17 protein-coding genes are annotated in these 17,628 nt (G+C 70.9%); 9 read left to right on the top strand and 8 right to left on the bottom strand.

The window, feature by feature from the left end:
• Positions 1–113 precede the first annotated feature (113 nt).
• On the bottom strand, positions 114–593 hold the full coding sequence (locus ACIRD7_RS21810) for a DUF1772 domain-containing protein (protein WP_403455629.1): 480 nt from the start codon (positions 591–593) through the stop codon (positions 114–116).
• 173 nt (positions 594–766) lie between these two features.
• Complete coding sequence (locus tag ACIRD7_RS21805) at positions 767–1,462, bottom strand: DUF2293 domain-containing protein (RefSeq protein ID WP_403455627.1); 696 nt, start codon at positions 1,460–1,462, stop codon at positions 767–769.
• A gap of 189 nt (positions 1,463–1,651) precedes the next feature.
• Here ACIRD7_RS21805 and ACIRD7_RS21800 point away from each other — a divergent pair, with 189 nt between their 5' ends.
• The 3 genes from ACIRD7_RS21800 (at position 1,652) to ACIRD7_RS21790 (ending at position 3,334) form a co-directional block, all read left to right on the top strand.
• Positions 1,652–2,293: a uridine kinase gene (locus ACIRD7_RS21800; RefSeq protein ID WP_403455625.1), complete on the top strand. Its 642-nt coding sequence runs from the start codon at positions 1,652–1,654 to the stop codon at positions 2,291–2,293.
• Between the two features lie 54 nt (positions 2,294–2,347).
• A complete protein-coding gene (locus tag ACIRD7_RS21795) occupies positions 2,348–2,761 on the top strand; it encodes a PPOX class F420-dependent oxidoreductase (RefSeq protein WP_403455623.1) in 414 nt (137 codons plus the stop codon).
• A gap of 135 nt (positions 2,762–2,896) precedes the next feature.
• On the top strand, positions 2,897–3,334 hold the full coding sequence (locus ACIRD7_RS21790; RefSeq protein WP_403455620.1) for a CBS domain-containing protein: 438 nt from the start codon (positions 2,897–2,899) through the stop codon (positions 3,332–3,334).
• Between the two features lie 127 nt (positions 3,335–3,461).
• Here the strand turns inward: ACIRD7_RS21790 and corA are convergent, their stop codons facing one another.
• Complete coding sequence (gene corA, locus ACIRD7_RS21785) at positions 3,462–4,589, bottom strand: magnesium/cobalt transporter CorA (protein WP_403455618.1); 1,128 nt, start codon at positions 4,587–4,589, stop codon at positions 3,462–3,464.
• 607 nt (positions 4,590–5,196) lie between these two features.
• On the opposite strand from corA, the gene ACIRD7_RS21780 reads away from it, so the two are divergent.
• Positions 5,197–5,991 carry a methyltransferase domain-containing protein gene (locus tag ACIRD7_RS21780; protein ID WP_403455616.1) on the top strand — a complete coding sequence of 265 codons (795 nt, stop codon included), beginning with the start codon at positions 5,197–5,199 and terminating at the stop codon, positions 5,989–5,991.
• Positions 5,992–6,020: 29 nt separating this feature from the next.
• Here ACIRD7_RS21780 and ACIRD7_RS21775 read toward each other — a convergent pair whose 3' ends face one another.
• Together ACIRD7_RS21775 and ACIRD7_RS21770 are read right to left on the bottom strand one after the other, a co-directional pair.
• Positions 6,021–6,983, bottom strand: coding sequence for a carbohydrate kinase family protein (locus ACIRD7_RS21775; protein WP_403455613.1), 963 nt, complete (start codon positions 6,981–6,983; stop codon positions 6,021–6,023).
• Positions 6,980–7,888: a pseudouridine-5'-phosphate glycosidase gene (locus ACIRD7_RS21770; protein ID WP_403455611.1), complete on the bottom strand. Its 909-nt coding sequence runs from the start codon at positions 7,886–7,888 to the stop codon at positions 6,980–6,982. The genes ACIRD7_RS21775 and ACIRD7_RS21770 overlap by 4 nt, the downstream gene beginning before the upstream one ends.
• A 98-nt stretch (positions 7,889–7,986) precedes the next feature.
• Between ACIRD7_RS21770 and ACIRD7_RS21765 the strand changes: the two genes are divergently transcribed.
• Positions 7,987–8,415 (top strand): VOC family protein, encoded by a 429-nt coding sequence (locus tag ACIRD7_RS21765; RefSeq protein ID WP_403455609.1) that lies wholly within the window; start codon positions 7,987–7,989, stop codon positions 8,413–8,415.
• Positions 8,416–8,527: 112 nt separating this feature from the next.
• On the opposite strand, the gene ACIRD7_RS21760 is transcribed toward ACIRD7_RS21765, so the two are convergent.
• The 3 genes from ACIRD7_RS21760 to ACIRD7_RS21750 all read right to left on the bottom strand — a co-directional run bounded on the left by ACIRD7_RS21760 (position 8,528) and on the right by ACIRD7_RS21750 (position 11,444).
• Positions 8,528–9,814 (bottom strand): MFS transporter, encoded by a 1,287-nt coding sequence (locus ACIRD7_RS21760; protein ID WP_403455607.1) that lies wholly within the window; start codon positions 9,812–9,814, stop codon positions 8,528–8,530.
• Between the two features lie 148 nt (positions 9,815–9,962).
• Positions 9,963–10,517 carry a methylated-DNA--[protein]-cysteine S-methyltransferase gene (locus ACIRD7_RS21755; protein WP_403455604.1) on the bottom strand — a complete coding sequence of 185 codons (555 nt, stop codon included), beginning with the start codon at positions 10,515–10,517 and terminating at the stop codon, positions 9,963–9,965.
• A gap of 57 nt (positions 10,518–10,574) precedes the next feature.
• Positions 10,575–11,444, bottom strand: a complete 870-nt coding sequence (locus tag ACIRD7_RS21750; RefSeq protein ID WP_403455602.1) for a glycerophosphodiester phosphodiesterase — start codon at positions 11,442–11,444, stop codon at positions 10,575–10,577.
• 278 nt (positions 11,445–11,722) lie between these two features.
• Between ACIRD7_RS21750 and ACIRD7_RS21745 the strand changes: the two genes are divergently transcribed.
• The 4 genes from ACIRD7_RS21745 to ACIRD7_RS21730 all read left to right on the top strand — a co-directional run bounded on the left by ACIRD7_RS21745 (position 11,723) and on the right by ACIRD7_RS21730 (position 17,603).
• Entirely contained in the window at positions 11,723–12,589 is an 867-nt protein-coding gene (locus ACIRD7_RS21745; protein WP_403455599.1) for an MHYT domain-containing protein, read from the top strand.
• Positions 12,590–12,628: 39 nt separating this feature from the next.
• Positions 12,629–14,782 (top strand): excinuclease ABC subunit UvrB, encoded by a 2,154-nt coding sequence (gene uvrB, locus ACIRD7_RS21740; protein ID WP_403455597.1) that lies wholly within the window; start codon positions 12,629–12,631, stop codon positions 14,780–14,782.
• A 166-nt stretch (positions 14,783–14,948) separates the two neighbouring features.
• The gene (locus ACIRD7_RS21735; protein WP_403455595.1) at positions 14,949–15,527 is read left to right on the top strand and encodes a TerD family protein; all 579 of its coding nucleotides are present in this window, start codon (positions 14,949–14,951) and stop codon (positions 15,525–15,527) included.
• A gap of 60 nt (positions 15,528–15,587) precedes the next feature.
• On the top strand, positions 15,588–17,603 hold the full coding sequence (locus ACIRD7_RS21730; protein ID WP_403455592.1) for a TerD family protein: 2,016 nt from the start codon (positions 15,588–15,590) through the stop codon (positions 17,601–17,603).
• Positions 17,604–17,628 lie beyond the last annotated feature (25 nt).

Raw genomic sequence — 17,628 nt, 5'->3', positions numbered from 1 at the left:
CAACGATACGTCCCACCGGCCCCGTGCGCAGAGTGTGCGGACAGCGCTTTCTCGTGCTGTCCGCCCTGGTCTCCGGCGTGGCTCCGGCCTGTGCGCCAGGCTCTGCTCTGCGCTCAGCTGATGCCCAGCACGTACGACACCGTCGCGGCGGCCGACGCGACCGTCCGGACGTGGTTCCACGCCGTCCACTCCCGTACATACGTCGGCCAGTAGTCGGCCGCCTCCTGGGTGCCCGGCTCCAGCTTGAGCAGCGCGTCGTTGCGGGGCACGTTCGCCACCATGGTCACCCCGAACGAGCCGAACAGATAGAGCGCGCTGCCCAGCAGCAGCTCCACCGTCCCCTCGTCCGGCCAGAGCACGAACGTCACCACCGCGATCACCGCGCACAGCACCGCCGTGCCCATGAACACCAGCATGAACGCCGGCATCAACGCGGTCACATTGATCGCCCTCATCGCGGCCACGCCCTGCGCGGGCGGCAGCGAGGCGAGCCCACGCATCACGAAGGTCGAGAAGGCGCAGAAGACTCCGGCCACGAGGCCGGTCCCGACCACACCGACCACGATCAGTACGAAGTACGGCCCATCGATCATGTCAACGTCAGCTCCCGCATCCCGCCGGAATCCTGCCCGGCCCTGTCCGTCACCTCAAGTGAAATCCTGTACGAGAACAGTGACCATGGCCGAGCGGCGCGAGCACATACGTGAGCGTCCAGTGCCGCCCCCTCTCCTCTCTCCACCCCCTCCTCTTCCCTTCCCGGCCCTGGTCAGCCGGCCTCGGACACCTCCGTCCGCCATCCCCGCAACGTCGTCTCCACCACCGCCCCGATCCGCCGCCGAGCCTCGTGCCGTGGCACCCCGCTCATCAGCAACTGGTCGTACGGCGTGTCCACGTGCCGCACGGACGCCACGACCGCCGACGTCACCGCCACCTCGGACAACGCCCGCCCCGCAGCACTCCGCCCCACCCGTCCACTGCCCCGTACCGACGCATGCGCGGCGATCTCCCGCGCACGGTCCGCCGGACACCCCGGGAACAGCCGCCGTATCTCCGCCGCGAACGCCTCCGCGAACCGCACGTCCTCCAGCGCCCGGCGCCGCGCGTCCCGCATCCGGCGCCGCCGCCGGGCCTCCGCGTCCGCCAGGCACCGCTCCTCGGCGCGGGCCAGCCCCGCCTCCTCCACGAGAACGCCCTGCCGCTCGTAACGCCCCTTGCGCCGGTTGAACCGCACGACCACCGCCGACAGCGCACTCTCCTCCCGGGCCCGACGCGTCAGCGCCGTGTCGCCGCGCGGCAGGAACACCAGATGCCCGAGATCAGCACAGTCCAGACACCGAGGCGCCCCGTCCTCCAGCACGAGCATCTGCAACGGCCCCGCATGGCACTCCGCGCAGTGCCGCCGCTTGAGGGGCTGGATGACGAGAAGGCCGGTACGGGGCGGGGGAGTTGCGAGCGGTGCCATAGGGGGTTCATTCCCCGCGGTGTGGGTGCGAGGAACCGCGTGCCGGGCCGCCGCCCGGTAGCCGTACCCGGCCTGCCCGGCACCCCGGGGAACCCCCTCCCCGGAGGCCGCGACAACGCACCTGCAGTGCCAGGAGAACCCCCTCCCGGCAGATCGCGACACCGCACCCCACCCTCCCCTTGTCGCATCATGGGCCGTGTGCGACTGGAAGCGATCACTTGGGACCGGCTCGGCGATCTGCTCGCCGAGCGGCTGCTCGACCTGAAGCCGGCCGACGGCAGCCCTTGGCCGCGCGTCGCCTTCGACGGTGCCCCGGCGGCCCGTCCGGGCGACCTCGCCGAGCGGGTCGGCGAGGCGCTGCGCATACGCGGCCGCCCCTCGCTCGCCGTCGGCACGGAAGGCTTCCTGCGCCCGGCCTCGGTCCGCCTGGAGTACGGCCACCGGGACGTGGAGGCCTACTACAACGGCTGGTTCGACACCGGCGCCCTGTGGCGCGAGGTCTTCGGCCCGCTCGAACCCGATGGCCACGGCCGCGTCCTGCCCGACCTGTGGGACCCGGTCACCGACCGGGCCACCCGCACCCCCTCCGTCCAACTCCCGCCCGGCGGCTTCCTGTTGCTGCACGGCCCCCTCCTGCTGCGCCACTGGTTCCCCTTCGACCTGACCGTCCATGTCCTCCTCTCACCGGGCGCCCTGCGCCGCCGTACCCCTGAGGCCGAGCATTGGACCCTCCCCGCCTTCGAGCGCTACGAGCAGGAGACCGACCCGGCCGGCACCGCCGACGTCCTGGTGCGCGCCGACGACCCCCGGCACCCGGCATGGAGCGGTTGAGATCTGATCCGCCAACCTCTTCTATTGCATGTGCATTTAAATATGCTGGCTCTCATGCAGACCTCCACGACTGATCCGATCTCCTTCGACGACTCCGTCCGCGCCCTGCTCGACGGACGGAACTTCGCCAGCGTCGCCACGCTCGGCCCCGACGGCGGCCCTCAGAACTCGGTGGTCTGGATCAAGCGCGAGGGCGACACAGTGCTCTTCTCCTCCGTCGACGCGCGCCAGAAGGTCCGCAACCTCCGCCGCGACCCCCGTATCAGCGTCTCGGTCTACGACCTCGCCAACCCCTACTCCTCCGTCGAGATCCGCGGCACCGCCGAGATCGTCCCGGACGAGGCCAAGCGGCTGCCGTTCGAGCTCTCGCACAAGTACCTGGGGATCGACCCGCCCGCCGAGAAGGACGACGAGACCCGCGTGATCATCCGTGTCGTGCCGCGGAAGATCGTGCGCTTCTCGGCCTGAGGCGCCGCCTGCCGCCCCTGGCCGTGACCGCTCGGTTCCAGGTGCAGGGGCCGGATGCCACGGCGAGAATGAAGGGCGTCGGGACTAGCGGTGCGTCCCGCGCCGCGCCGGCCGTCCGGCATCGGGAGGTAGTCGATGACCACTGCCGGAGACATCATGCACCGAGGCGCCCAGTGGATCCCGGACCACGAGACCCTGGACCGCGCCGCCCAGTTGATGCGTGAGCTGGGTGTCGGAGCCCTGCCCATCAGCGACAAGAACGAACGGCTCTGCGGCATTCTCACCGACCGTGACATCGTCATCGGCTGCGTGGCCATGGGCCACGACCCGAGCAAGGTCACCGCCGGCGAGATGGCCCAGGGCACCCCGCGCTGGATCGACGCGAGCGCCGACATCAGCGATGTGCTCCGCGAGATGACGGAGCACCGGATCCGCCGGCTTCCCGTCATCGAGAACAAGCGCCTGGTCGGCATGATCAGCGAGGCAGATCTGGCCCGGAGCCTTTCGGAGGACCAGATCGGCCACTGGGCCGAGAGCGTCTACGCCATGGGCGCGACGCCGACGACGCACTGACCCTGGGCTGGTGAACCGTCACTCGCGTCCTGTTCTCGTCCGGCCGGCCGTGCCGGACGAGAACGGGAACGAGAACGGGTACCGGGGGACTGGACGGAGTCGGCCGCCGGCCTTCAGCCGCCGCTCGTCAGAGCCACCCGTTGCGCCGGAACCCGCGGTACAGCAGCACACAGGCGACGGATATCACGCCGAGGACCAGCGGGTAGCCGAACGTCCAGCGCAGCTCCGGCATGTAGTCGAAGTTCATGCCGTAGACACCGCACACCATGGTGGGGATGGCGATGATCGCGGCCCACGCCGTGATCTTCCGCATGTCCTCGTTCTGCGCCACGGTGACCTGCGCCAGGTGCGCCTGCAGGATCGAGTTCAACAACTCGTCGAAGGCCGCTATCTGCTCCTTGGCCCGCAGCAGATGGTCGGAGACATCGCGGAAGTAGGCCTGTATCTCCGGCTCGACGACCCTGATCGGTGCTGTGGCCAGCTCCTCCAGCGGGCGGCTCAGCGGGACCACGGCCCGCTTCAGCTCCAGCAGTTCCCGCTTCAGCTGGTAGATCCGCCCGGGGTCCGCACGCGCTCCGTTCTCCGCGAACACGTCCGTCTCCACCTCGTCGATGTCCTCCTGCACCGCGTCGGTGACGTTCAGATACTCGTCCACCACGTGGTCCGCGACGGCGTGCAGCACCGCAGCCGGTCCCTTGGAGAGCTGCTCGGGGCTCGACTCCAACTCCTCGCGCAGCGGGCCCAGTGAGCCGTGCCGCCCGTGGCGCACGGTGATCACGAAGTCCTTGCCGACGAACACCATGATCTCGCCCGTGTTGACGACCTCGCTCGTCGCCGTGAGCTTCTCGTGCTCGACGTAGCAGACCGTCTTGAACACGGCGAACAGCGTCTCGTCGTACCGCTCCAGCTTCGGCCGCTGATGCGCCTCGACCGCGTCCTCGACCGCCAGCGGGTGCAGGTCGAACAGCTCGGCGATGCCCGCGAACTCCTGGTCCGTGGGCTCGTGGAGGCCGAGCCAGACGAAACCGCCACCGCGCTTGCGCACCCGCTGCACGACGTCGACCAGATCACCGCTCTCCGGGACCCGCACGCCGTCCCGGTACGTCACGCAGTTGACCACCGAGGAGCCCAGCGGGGACCTGGCGGGGTGACTGAGGTCGACGCGGGGACGACGTCGACCCAGCCGTGCCACCTTGCGCAGGCCGCCGACCTTGCTGAGGCCGGTGACCTTCCGCAGATTCCCTGCCATGGACATCTGGATCTCCTTGCGTGGACCGCTCGCGCCGCATCCCTGCGCCTTGGCCTGCCAGTTTGCCAGCCGGTGGTGAGGGACGGGTAAGCCTGTGGGAACAGCGGATTCCGCCTTGTTCCCCCCTGTGGACAACCAGTCCCACCCGGCTAGACGCAACGTCTTCCCGGTCGGATGCAGGTCATGCCGGATGTGTGGTCTGTCGTGCCGGGCGCGTTGGTCTGCGGTGCGGGGCGCTTTCGTCTGTCGTGCCGGACGCGTTGGTCTGCCGTGCGGGGCGCTTTCGTCTGTCGTGCCGGACGCGTTGGTCTGCCGTGCGAGGCGCTTTCGTCTGTCGTGCCGGACTCGTTCGTCTGCGGTCCGGGGCGTCCTCGTCTGCCGTCCGGGGCGCTTTCGTCTGCTGTGCCGGACGCATTTCATCCGCCATGCCGGACGCACTCATCTGCCGTTCCGGACGCACTCATCTGCCGCGCCGGGCGCGGCATCTGCCCCGTTCGCCCCAGCCACCTGCCCGAACCGGTGCCTGCCCGTCGCGCGACCGGGCGTCCGCCATCTCGTCGTAGGCGCCGCGTCGCCCCCTCCTCGCGAGCCGGGCAACTGGGATGATCGCGCCATGACGCGAAACGACGGATATCTCCTCGACAATCGGCAGACCGAGGCGGGCGAGCGTTTCGACGCCTTCGCCACCCTCTTCGACCCCACGACCTTCCGGCACCTCGAAGGATTCGGCATCGGACCCGGCTGGCGCTGCTGGGAGGTCGGCGCCGGCGGCGGGTCCGTCGCGTCCTGGATGGCCAAGAAGGTCGGCCCGACCGGACGGGTCGTCGCGACCGACATCGACACCTCGCAGCTCGCCTCCGCCGTCCGGCCGCCGGTGGTGGTCCGCGTCCACGACGTGAGCGCCGACGAACCGCCGGGGGAGGACTTCGATCTCGTGCACGCCCGGCTCGTCCTCGTCCATGTGCCGGACCGGGAACGGGCGTTGCGCTCGATGATCGAGTCCCTGCGTCCCGGCGGCCGGCTCCTGGTCGAGGACGCCGACCCCGCCCTCCAGCCCCTCATCTGCCCCGACGAGCACGGTCCCGAGCAGCAGCTGGCCAACCGGCTGCGCCACGGCTTCCGCAAGCTCCTCGCCGACCGCGGCGCCGACCTCTCCTACGGCCGCAGGCTCCCGAGGCTGCTCCGCGAGGCCGGACTGCGCCAGGTGACGGCCGACGCGTACTTCCCGGTCACCTCGCCCGCCTGTGCCGCCCTGGAGTCCGCCACGATCCGGCAGATCCGCGACCAGCTCGTCACCGAAGGCATCGCCACGGACCAGGACATCGACCGTCACCTCGCGAACGTCGCCTCCGGCACCATGGACCTGGCCACGGCTCCGCTGATCTCGGCGTGGGGACGCAAGGCATAACCGTCGCGGCGCGAGGTCCTTCATGACCGTCACGCCGGTTTCGGCGGCCTCCCCCCGACCCGCTCCACCGCTCGCGCCCCCGCCCGGCACCCCTCCCGGGCCGCCGCCTCCGCCCCGACGCCGGACAGCAGGGCGGCGAGGAAGGCACCGGTGAAGGCGTCTCCCGCCCCGGTCGTGTCCGTCGGTGTCGCCGGTACGGCGGGGACGCGGGCGCTCACAGCGCCGGACCGGGCCACCAGTGCGCCGTCCGCGCCCTGCTTCGCGACCACGAGCGGCACCTGCCGACTCAACTTGGCCGCCGCGTCCTGCGCATCCGGCAACCCCGTGAGCAGGCACGCCTCGTCCCGGCTCGGCAGCAGGACGTCCACACCCTCGGCCAACGCCAGGAAGCGGTCGACACCCAGCTCCACGAGGAATCCGGCCGACGCCGGATCCAGGCTGACCGGCACGCCACGCGCGCGTGCGGAAGCGAGAGTTACCGGCACCAGCGCCCGTCCCTGCTCGGAAAACAGCAGGTAGCCCGACAGGTGCAGCCATACGACACCGTCGAGGAGCGCGTCCGACCAGTCGCCCGGATCCAGCCGCAGCGACGCACCGCTGTCGGTGAGGAACGTCCGCTCGGCCGCCGCGCCGGTGTCGACCAGGCAGATCACCGTCCCGGTCGGCGCCTGCGGATCGACCACGAGGCGGGGCCGCACCCCGCTCGCGATCAGCTCACGCTCGTGCCACTCGACGGCCTCCGCGCCCACCCGGCCCAGCAACCGCACTTCGTCGCAGCCCTGATACGCCGCCCAGCAGGCCACATTGGCGCCCGCACCGCCCGGCAGCGTCCGGACGGCCGCGGCCGTGTCCGTCCCCGAGGCGAGCGGGCCCCGGTGCCGGGCGATGACGTCCGTCACCACATCCCCGACGACGAGCAGCGCGCCGTCGAGGGCCCCGAACGGCTCGCCCCGCGAACCCCCGGACCCGGTCCCGGTCCCGGTCGCGGTCACGCCCCGACCCAGGCCGCCGCGATCCGCCCCGCCAGCCGTACGTTCCCACGCACCGCCGCGAGATTGGCGCTCAGCGAGGCACCGTCCGTGTGCCGGACGAGGTAGTCCAGCAGGAACGGCGTGACGGTCTGACCGGTGACGCCCTCCTCCTCGCACGCGTGCAGCGCGTCGGCGAGCACACGCGCGTGCAGCTCGGGATCCAACTGCTCGTCCTCCGGCACCGGGTTGGCGACGATCAGCGCCGACTCCGGCCCGTCGAGGGCATCCTGAGCGCGCATCACCTCGGCCACCTCCTCCGGTGAGCCGAGCGTCCAGTCCACGGGCTGCCCCGAGTCGGAGAGGTAGAAGCCGGGGAAGTGCTCGGTGCGGTAGCCGGCCACCGCGACGCCCAGCGTCTCCAGCCGTTGCAGGGTCGCCGGGACGTCCAGAATCGACTTCACCCCGGCGCACACCACCGTGATCCGCGTACGCGCGAGCAGCCCCAGGTCGGCCGACTCGTCCTGCGTCACCGTCCACTCCCGGTGCACACCGCCGAGCCCACCCGTCGCGAACACCCGTACGCCCGCGAGTGCCGCCAGCAGAGCCGTCGCGGACACCGTGGTCGCCCCGCTCGCCCCGGAGGCCACCGCGAGCGGCAGATCCCGGTGCCCCAGCTTGCGGACCCCGGCCTCGTTCGCGACCCGCTCCAGCTGCTGTTTGTCCAAGCCGACATGGGGCCGCCCGTCCAGCACGGCGATCGTCGCCGGTACGGCACCCTCCCGCCGTACCGTTTCCTCCAGTTCCAGCGCCACCTGGAGATTGCGCGGGCGCGGCAGCCCGTGCGCGATGATCGTGGACTCCAGGGCCACCACGGGTCGACGCGCGTCGATCGCCTCCCGCACTTCTTCGGACACCACCAGCACCACGCGCCTGCCTCCTGTCAGTCGTCCTCCCTCATCTCTGGCGGGCGACGCGGCGCGTCAAACCCTTGCGGCCTGTGGGAGACGACACCAGCCTTGGCTGCATGACGGACAACACCACACGTCTCGACCACGTCGTCCTCTGGGTGAACGACCCGGTGGCTTCGGCCGACTTCTACGAGAAGGCGGTCGGCCTGGAGCCGGTCAGGCTCACCGAGTTCTCGGAGGGGACGGTCTCGTTCCCCTCCGTGCGCCTCAACGAGGAGTCGATCATCGACCTCATGCCGCTCACCATGGCGGAACGCATGAAGATGCTGCCCGGCGCCGCCGACAGCGCCGGCCACCCGGTCAACCACGTCTGCCTGGCCCTGCCCGGCCAGGACTTCGACGCCCTTCGGGCCCGCCTGGAGGAGCGCGGCGCCCCCGTGTCGGACATCTCCCACGACTCCTTCGGAGCACGCGGCAACGCCCGGCGCAGCTTCTACTTCCGCGACCCCGACGGCAACGTCTTGGAGGCCCGGCACTACGACTGACCTGCCGCGAAAGGGGGCCACGCGCGCGTGGCCCCCTCCCGTCGTCACTGTCGAGAGACGTCAGACCGGCTGTACGCCGGCCAGCGCCCCGTGGGGATTCAGCACGTAGGCGTCAGTCGCCGACCGGAACGCCCTGCGCCCGCCCCCGCCGTGTGAGCAGCGCCAGCGCCGCCAACGGGAGCAGCAGACACGCGGCGGCGAGGTTCAGCCAGCCGTAGCTCGCGCGGGCCACCACGAGGCCCGCGGCCGCCCCGCCGATGCCGGCGGACGCGTTCATGACGAGGTCGGACAGGCCCTGCGCGGCGGCCCGCGCGGGCTGCGGCACGGAGTCCGTGAGCAGCGCGGAACCGGAGACGAGCGCCGCCGACCAGCCGAGCCCCAGCACGAACAGGCCGCCGGCCGTCTGTCCATGGCTGCCGCCGGCCGTCCCGGCGAGGAACACCGCGCACGCCAGCAGCCCCACGGCGAGCCCGATCCCGGACAGCCGCCCCAGCCGGTCCGTCAGCCGTCCCATCAGCGGCGCGAACGCGTACATGCCCGCGATGTGCACGCTGATGACCAGCCCGATCAGGTCGATGCCCGCGCCATGGTGCGCCAGGTCGACCGGGGTCATCGACATCACCGAGACCATCGCCGTGTGGGCCACGGCGACCGTCACCACCGCGAGCCGCGCCCGCGGCGACGCCGCCACGGCCGTCATCCCGGCGCGCAGCGAACGGGCCGCCGGTGACTGCTCCTCGGCCGGCGCGAGCGCACGCGCCGTCAGCAGCGGATCCGGCCGCAGCAGTACGGCGACCACGACCGCGGATATCAGGAAGATCCCGGCCGCCCACAGGAACGGGCCCGCCGTCGCCGGAATCCCGAGACCGGTGACGCTGCGACCGGCGGGCGCGGCGATGTTCGGGCCGAGCACCGCGCCGATGGTGGTCGCCCACACGACGAGGGAGATGGCCTGGGCCCGCCGCTCCGGCTCGGCGAGATCCGCGGCCGCGAACCGTGCCTGGAGATTCGCCGACGACGCCGCTCCGAACGCCGCCATCCCGGCCAGCAGCAGCGGAAAGCTCCCCAGGTGAGCCGCGACCACGGTGACCGCGGCGCCCACAGCGCCGATGATATAGGCCAGGACGAGCCCAGGACGGCGCCCCCGCGCGGTCATCAGCGCGGCCAGCGGCATCGACAGCACCGCTGTGCCGGCGACGGTGGCGGTGGGCGCGAGCCCGGACAGCGACTCGGTGCCGCTCACGTCCTTGGCCAGCACGGACGCGAGCGCGATGCCGGTGGCGACGCCCAGCCCGCCCAGGATCTGCGTCGTGATCAGCACGGCCGAGATACGGCGCCGCAGGGCCGGCAGCCGCTCGGCCGAGACTGGCACGGCGCCCTGCCGATCGAGGGCGGTCACGACGGATTTCCAGGCGTACGTCCCCGCCCGGCCGGAGGGCGACTGCACACCGGACCGGCCGTGTACATGTGGGTGAAAGGTGTCGTCACAGGCGCAGTCTCCCCCCTCTTCTCTCGCCTGCCCATCCCCGTGAAGATGCGGAAAGCCCTCAGAACAGGGGCTCCGGCAGTACCCCCTCCAGCGCCAGCAGCTTCCGCTTGGTCTCCAGACCGCCCCCGAACCCGCCGATGCCGCCGTCGCTCTCCACGACCCGGTGACAGGGCACGACGACCGGCAGCGGATTGGCACCCATCGCCATGCCGACGGCCTGGGCCGCACCCGGCTGCCCGACCCGCCCGGCCAGGTCGCCGTACCCCACGACCGTGCCGAACGGGACGCCGGAGGCCAGCTCGCGCAGCACCTGCCGGTTGAACCCGGAGATCAGCGACCAGTCCAGCGGCAGCTCGAAATCATGCCGGGCACCGGCGAAGTACTCCTTGACCTGACGTATCGCCTCGGCCAGCAGCGGCGAGTCGGGTGCCTCGACAGGCTCGGTGCCCAGCCGCGACGCCAGTCGGTCGAGCATCTGCTCGCACACCTTCCGCGTGGCGTGGAACACGACGCTGACCAGGCCGTCGCGGGTGGCGGCCAGCATCAGCGGACCGATGTCGGTACCGACGACGGTCCACACGACCTGCTGCTCGTACTGCCCATGGCTGTCCATGCGCCCACCGTACGGACCGCCACTGACAACGGCCCCGTCATCGGGCTCGGTACGGCCTCACTCGGCGGGCAGGGCGTCGCGCACCACGTCGGGCGTGTTCGTGATGATCCCGTCGACGCCGTACCCGGCGACCAGCCGGGCGGTGTTCACGTCGTTCACGGTCCAGGCGAAGACCTCCAGCGGCCTGCCGTGCGGTCCCTCGACCGCGTGGACCGCGGCGACGTAGCCCAGGGAGATGGAGGCGTACGAGGTGTTGATCTGGTCGGCGAAGACCGCGTACCGGTCCAGGTCCGCCACGGCCGGCGTACCCAGGAGGCCGGTCTTCACGGCCGGCTTCAGCTCATGGACGGTCCGGACGGTGTCGGCGCGGAAGCTCTGCACGATCAGCCGGTCCGCAAGATGGGGCCCGTCGAGCCACCCCTCGTTCGCCAGGACCTTCAGGGTCTCCGACTCGATGCCCGGGTACAGCTCGGGGTTCTTGATCTCCAGGAGCAGCTTCTGGTGGTGCGTCTCCACACGGTCCACATATTGCTTCAACGTCGGCACGCGCGCGTCCGCGTACTCAGGGCCGAACCAGCTGCCCGCGTCCAGGCGCGCGATCTCGGCGGCCGTGAAGTCCTTCACCTTCCAGGGCGCACGGCCGGGGAAGACCTCCTCCGCGTCGGTCGTCCTTCGGAGGTTGTCGTCGTGAAGGACGACCAGCTCGCCGTCCTTGGTGCGCTGGACGTCGTTCTCGACCCAGTCGATGCCCAGCTCAGCAGCCGTGTCGACCGCGGCCAGCGTGTTCTCGGGGGCATAGGCGGAAGCCCCCCGATGGGCGATGACCGTGGGCCGCTCGGCACCGGCCCGGGCGTCGGTTGCGGGCACGAGCAGGGCCGCGGTTCCCAGGAGTGCGGTCGTCGTGGCGGCCACAGCGCGCGCGTGCATGCGTACTCCTCGCATCGGACGATCACAAACAGCTCAACTGTGACAGCAGTGGGTCAACGGCGGGGGAGTACAGAATGGCCACAGATTGAATGGAGTTGCCCGCGACCGCTCACCTCGGCGGCACAACTGGGGCAAGGCCGTGTTTCTTTGCCGGAAAATCGTTCGACCATTGCGGTGGGCGTTACTCTCGGCCTCAACCTTGACCGTTCGGGCGGTCCTGGGAGGGGGCGCATTTCACGGAGTTCCGGGACGTAAGAGGGCGGGAAAGGCAGTCGCGTATGCAGGGCACGATCGACGGTTTCAGCTACGGACTCGTCACACCGCTGGTGGCTTACGTCATGGCCTGCCTCGGCGGCGCGCTCGGTCTTCGCTGCACCACCAGATCGATGCTCGTCTCGCAGTCATGGCGCCCCGGCTGGCTGGCCCTGGGCTCGGCGGCCATCGGCTCCGGCATATGGACCATGCATTTCGTCGCGATGATGGGGTTCACGGTCAAGGAGACCCCGATCCACTACGACAGGGCGATGACCTTCGCGAGCCTGGCCGTCGCCATCGTCATGGTGGGCGTAGGGATCTTCATAGTCGGTTACAAAGGCGCCAGCGGAGCGGCCCTGTTCACCGGCGGCACCATCACCGGCCTGGGCATCGCCTCCATGCATTACCTGGGCATGGCCGGCATACAGCTCGACGGCAGGCTGGAGTACAACACGCTCACCGTGGCCGTCTCCGTCGTCATAGCCATGGCAGCCGCCACGGCGGCCCTGTGGTCCGCCGGACAGGTCCGAGGGCTCATGTGGAGCGTGGGCGCGAGCCTCGTCATGGGCCTCGCCGTCAGCGGCATGCACTACACCGGCATGGCCGCCCTCAGCGTCCACCTCCACGGCACAGAGGCCCCCGCCACCGGCGACTCGCCCGCCGCCCTGCTGGCGCCGATGCTGATCGGCCCGCTCGCCTTCCTGCTCCTCGCGGGCGTCGTCGTGCTCTTCGACCCGAAGATGGTCATGGGGCGGCCGACGGTGGCCCCCGTCGAGCAGAAACCGGGCGTCCCCGCCCACGCCACCGTCCCGCGTCCGGCCCGCCGCCCCCCGCAGCGGCCGCGCCGCACCGCCGGAAACCGAGGCTCCAGGACCCCGCAGAACCACTGACCGGACCGCGTTGTCAGTGGGGGGTCGTACGGTGGATCCATGCGGCCCGTTTCCAGCATCGAACGCACGGTGGCGCCCTTCGAGGTCGTCAGCCCCTACCAGCCCAGCGGCGACCAGCCGACGGCCATCGCCGAGCTCGCCCGACGCATCGAAGCCGGTGAGAAGGACGTCGTCCTGCTCGGCGCGACCGGCACAGGCAAGTCCGCCACCACCGCGTGGATGATCGAGAAGCTCCAGCGGCCCACCCTGGTGATGGCGCCGAACAAGACTCTGGCCGCCCAGCTGGCGAACGAGTTCCGCGAGCTCCTGCCGAACAACGCCGTCGAATACTTCGTCTCGTACTACGACTACTACCAGCCCGAGGCCTACGTCCCGCAGTCGGACACCTACATCGAGAAGGACTCCTCGATCAACGAGGAGGTCGAGCGCCTGCGCCACTCCGCGACCAACTCGCTGCTCACCCGGCGCGACGTCGTCGTGGTCGCCTCGGTCTCCTGCATCTACGGCCTCGGTACCCCGCAGGAATACGTCGACCGCATGGTCCCCCTCAAGGTCGGCGAGGAGATCGACCGGGACCAGCTGCTGCGCCGTTTCGTGGACATCCAGTACACGCGCAACGACCTGGCCTTCACCCGCGGCACCTTCCGCGTGCGCGGCGACACCATCGAGATCTTCCCGGTCTACGAGGAGCTCGCCGTCCGCATCGAGATGTTCGGCGACGAGATCGAGGCCCTGTCCACGCTGCACCCGCTGACCGGCGAGATCATCAGCGACGACGAGCAGCTGTACGTCTTCCCGGCCTCCCACTACGTCGCCGGCCCCGAGCGCATGGAGCGGGCCGTCAACGACATCGAGAAGGAGCTGGGCGAGCGCCTCGCCGAGCTGGAGAAGCAGGGCAAGCTCCTGGAGGCCCAGCGCCTGCGGATGCGCACGACCTACGACCTCGAGATGCTCCGCCAGATCGGCTCCTGCTCCGGCGTCGAGAACTACTCGATGCACTTCGACGGCCGCTCACCCGGCTCCGCGCCGAACACCCTGCTCGACTACTTCCCCGAGGACTTCCTGCTCGTCATCGACGAGTCGCACGTGACGGTGCCGCAGATCGGCGCCATGTACGAGGGTGACGCCTCCCGCAAGCGCACCCTGGTCGACCACGGCTTCCGGCTGCCCTCCGCCCTCGACAACCGGCCCTTGAAGTGGGAGGAGTTCCAGGGGCGCATCGGGCAGACCGTCTACCTGTCGGCGACCCCCGGCACCTACGAGCTCTCCCGCGGGGACGGCCAGGTCGAGCAGATCATCCGCCCCACCGGCCTCGTCGACCCGGAGGTCGTCGTCAAGCCCACCGAGGGCCAGATCGACGACCTGGTGCACGAGATCCGCACGCGCGTCGAGAAGGACGAGCGCGTCCTCGTCACCACCCTCACCAAGAAGATGGCCGAGGACCTCACGGACTACTTCCTGGAGCTCGGCATCCAGGTGCGCTATCTGCACAGCGACGTCGACACCCTGCGCCGGGTCGAGCTGCTGAGAGAGCTGCGCGCCGGCGAGTTCGACGTCCTCGTGGGCATCAACCTCCTGCGTGAGGGCCTCGACCTGCCCGAGGTGTCTCTGGTGGCGATCCTCGACGCCGACAAGGAGGGCTTCCTGCGCTCCGGTACCTCGCTCATCCAGACCATCGGCCGAGCGGCTCGTAACGTCTCCGGTCAGGTCCACATGTACGCCGACAAGATCACCCCGGCGATGGAGAAGGCCATCGACGAGACCAACCGCCGCCGGGAGAAGCAGGTCGCCTACAACAAGGCGAACGGCATCGACCCCCAGCCGCTGCGCAAGAAGATCAACGACATCGTCGCGCAGATCGCCCGCGAGGACGTCGACACCGAGCAGCTGCTCGGCACCGGCTACCGCGCCAAGAAGGACGGCCGGGGCACCAAGGCCCCCGTACCCTCCCTCGGCGACAAGGCGGCCAAGGGCGCGAAGTCGGCCAAGGGTGCCAAGGGCAAGGGCAAGGCCAAGGAGACGGTCCCGACCGACCGCCCGGCGGCCGATCTCGCCGAGCAGATCGAGGAGTTGACGGAGCGGATGCGCGCCGCCGCCGCGGACCTCCAGTTCGAGATCGCGGCCCGACTGCGCGACGAAGTGTCCGAGATGAAGAAGGAACTGCGCCAGATGAAGGAGGCGGGTCTGGCCTGACGGGCCCGGCCCGAACGGGCGTCGGCGAACTCCCGGCACTCACTGTGTTGCAAGACCGACACAAAGTGGGGACCGGGGTACGTCACTGTCAGTGCCCCTGCGTAGGGTTCTCGTCATCCGCGGGCTCCGCGGCCAACAGGGGAAAGCTCGAGAGGGGAAACAGCACGTGACCGTCAACATGACCAAGGGTCAGGCAATCAGTCTGCAGAAGAACGACGGGGGCAGCCTGACCGCGGTGCGCATGGGTCTCGGCTGGCAGGCGGCTCCCCGGCGCGGCCTGTTCGGCTCGCGCACGCGGGAGGTCGACCTCGACGCCTCGGCCGTCCTGTTCGCGGACAAGCAGCCGGTGGATGTCGTCTTCTTCCGTCACCTGGTGAGCGACGACGGCTCGGTGCGTCACACCGGTGACAACCTCGTCGGCGGTGTCGGCCAGGGCGGCGACGACGAGGCGATCCTCGTCGACCTCGCGCGCATCCCGGTCCACATCGACCAGATCGTCTTCACCGTGAACTCCTTCACGGGCCAGACCTTCCAGGAGGTGGAGAACGCGTTCTGCCGCCTGGTCGACGAGACCAACGGCCAGGAGCTCGCCCGCTACACGCTCGCCGGCGGCGGCGCCTACACCGCCCAGATCATGGCCAAGGTGCACCGCTCGGGCGCGTCCTGGACGATGACGGCTCTCGGCACCCCGGCCAACGGCCGTACGTTCCAGGACCTGATGCCGGCGATCCTGCCGCACCTGTAGGACCTGCAAGGCGCCGGCGAGCGGCACACGACACGACAACTGACACAGGGGGACGAAGGCATGACGGCCGAGCTGGTGCGGGGGCAGAACCACCCGCTCTCCCAGGCCCGTCTGGAGATCCGGGTCTCGGCCGGCGCGCCGATCGTGGCCGGAGCGGCACTCGGCGACGAGCAGGGCAGGATCCACGGCGTCGAATGGGTGGCCCACCCCGGCGCTCCGACCCTGCCCGGCCTCGAGGTCTCCCGGCAGGCGGCCGCCGATCATCGCCTCGCGGTGGATCTGGACGCCATGCCGGAGGCGGTCCACCGTGTCAGTGTGCTGCTCGCCCTGCCGACCGGGGTCGGCGGCCCGACCCGTTTCGGCGCCGTCCCCACCCCCTTCGTCGCCGTCACCGGCCTCGACGGCGACGAGGTGGCCAGCTACACCATCACCGGTCTGGAGGCAGAGTCGGCCGTCGTCGCCCTGGAGCTCTACCGCCGCCAGGGCGCGTGGAAGGTGCGCGCCATCGGCCAGGGCTACGCGGGCGGCCTCGCCGAGCTCTTCACCGACCAGGGCCTGCCCCAGGCACACCAGCTCGCGGGCAGCATCAACGAAGCGGTGGCCCAGGGCGTGGCCCGCTCGATCCCGGCGCCCCCGCCCCGGACGGACGGCGACCGTTCCCGGCAGGCCCCCGCACCGGCGCGCGGCCCGGACCAGGGCGGCACCGCACCGCAGGGCGATCCCGTACCGCCGCAGCCGACGTCGCCGTACGGCACCCAGTCACCCGGCATACCGGGCGGACCCGACCCGCAGCCGTCGTACCAGGGCGGCAGCGGCGCCACCGACCCCTCCCAGCCGTCGTCTCCCACGTCAGGCGGCCCGATCGACTACAGCCACCCGCGCCGGCAGAACGCGGCTCCGCCGCCGCCCCCGCCGACCGCGCCCCCGGCCCAGCCCGGACAGCCCGCGCAGCCCGTCGCGGGTGACGCCACCGGGTGGTCCATGGAGGAGCGGCTCTACAACCAGGTGTGGGGCATGTTCGAGGACCTGGCCCGCACGACCGCCGCCTACCGCAGCGCCGTCGACTTCGCCGACTCCCGTATGGAGAAGGAGCTCGACCAGGTCCTGTCGGACCCGCGCAGCCGGATCGGCGGCCAGGGCGACGCCGCGCGCGAGGCGGCCCAGGCCAAGCACACCCAGCTCGTCAACCAGGCCAGGGCGGCGCTCGACCGGGACCTCGCCCAGCTCACCGCGGAGTCCGACGTCGTCGAGCCGGCGCTGCCGCCCGCGTACGCACGCTGGGACAACCCCGTCTGGCACGGCTACCGCGTGCCGATGGAGATCCCCATGGCCCTGCGCCTGGGCGAGCTGCACCTGCCCGAGAGCGACCGCCTGCGCATCCCGATGCTGATCCGGCTGCCGCTGGAGCGCGGCCTGTGGATCGACAGCGGGCGCGCCGGCTCCCTCGACGGTTCGTTCACCGACTCCCACGACCTGCGCCGCCTCGCGATGGAGACCGCGGTGGCGAACGCCGCCCGGCTGCTCGCCGTCTATCCGGCGGGCGAGTTCACCGTGCACGTGATCGACCCGGCGGGCTCGGGTGCTCAGGCGCTCGCGCCGCTGGTGCAGACCGGCGTGCTCGCGGCGCCGCCCGCGATGGGCGCGGCCGGAGTCGCGGATGTTCTCGCGCGGCTCACTCAGCGGGTCGACCTGGTGCAGATGGCACTGCGGGCCGGCGCGCCCGACTCCCTGCCGCCCGGCTTCGACACCTCCCAGCAACTGCTCATCGTCAACGACTTCCCGCACGGCTTCGACGACCGGGCGGTGACCCAGCTGCGCTACCTGGCGGACGAGGGCCCCGCGGTCGGCGTCCACCTGATGATGGTCGCGGACCGTGAGGAGGCCTCCGGGTACGGCCCGCTGCTCGACCCGCTGTGGCGGGCGCTGCTGCGTCTGACCCCGGTGCCGGACGATCACCTTGCCGACCCCTGGGTGGGGCACGCGTGGACCTACGAACCCTCCCTCGTGCCGCCCGGCAGTCAGGTCCTCCACCAGGTGCTCACCCAGGTGGCGGCAGCTCGGGCCAAGCACTGGTAAAAGGCCTCTGACCAGCTAACTTGGT

It is taken from the genome of Streptomyces sp. NPDC093568 (genome assembly GCF_044764945.1).
In the GTDB taxonomy this organism is placed as follows: domain Bacteria; phylum Actinomycetota; class Actinomycetes; order Streptomycetales; family Streptomycetaceae; genus Streptomyces.
This window is presented reverse-complemented; position numbering and strand designations above follow the sequence as displayed.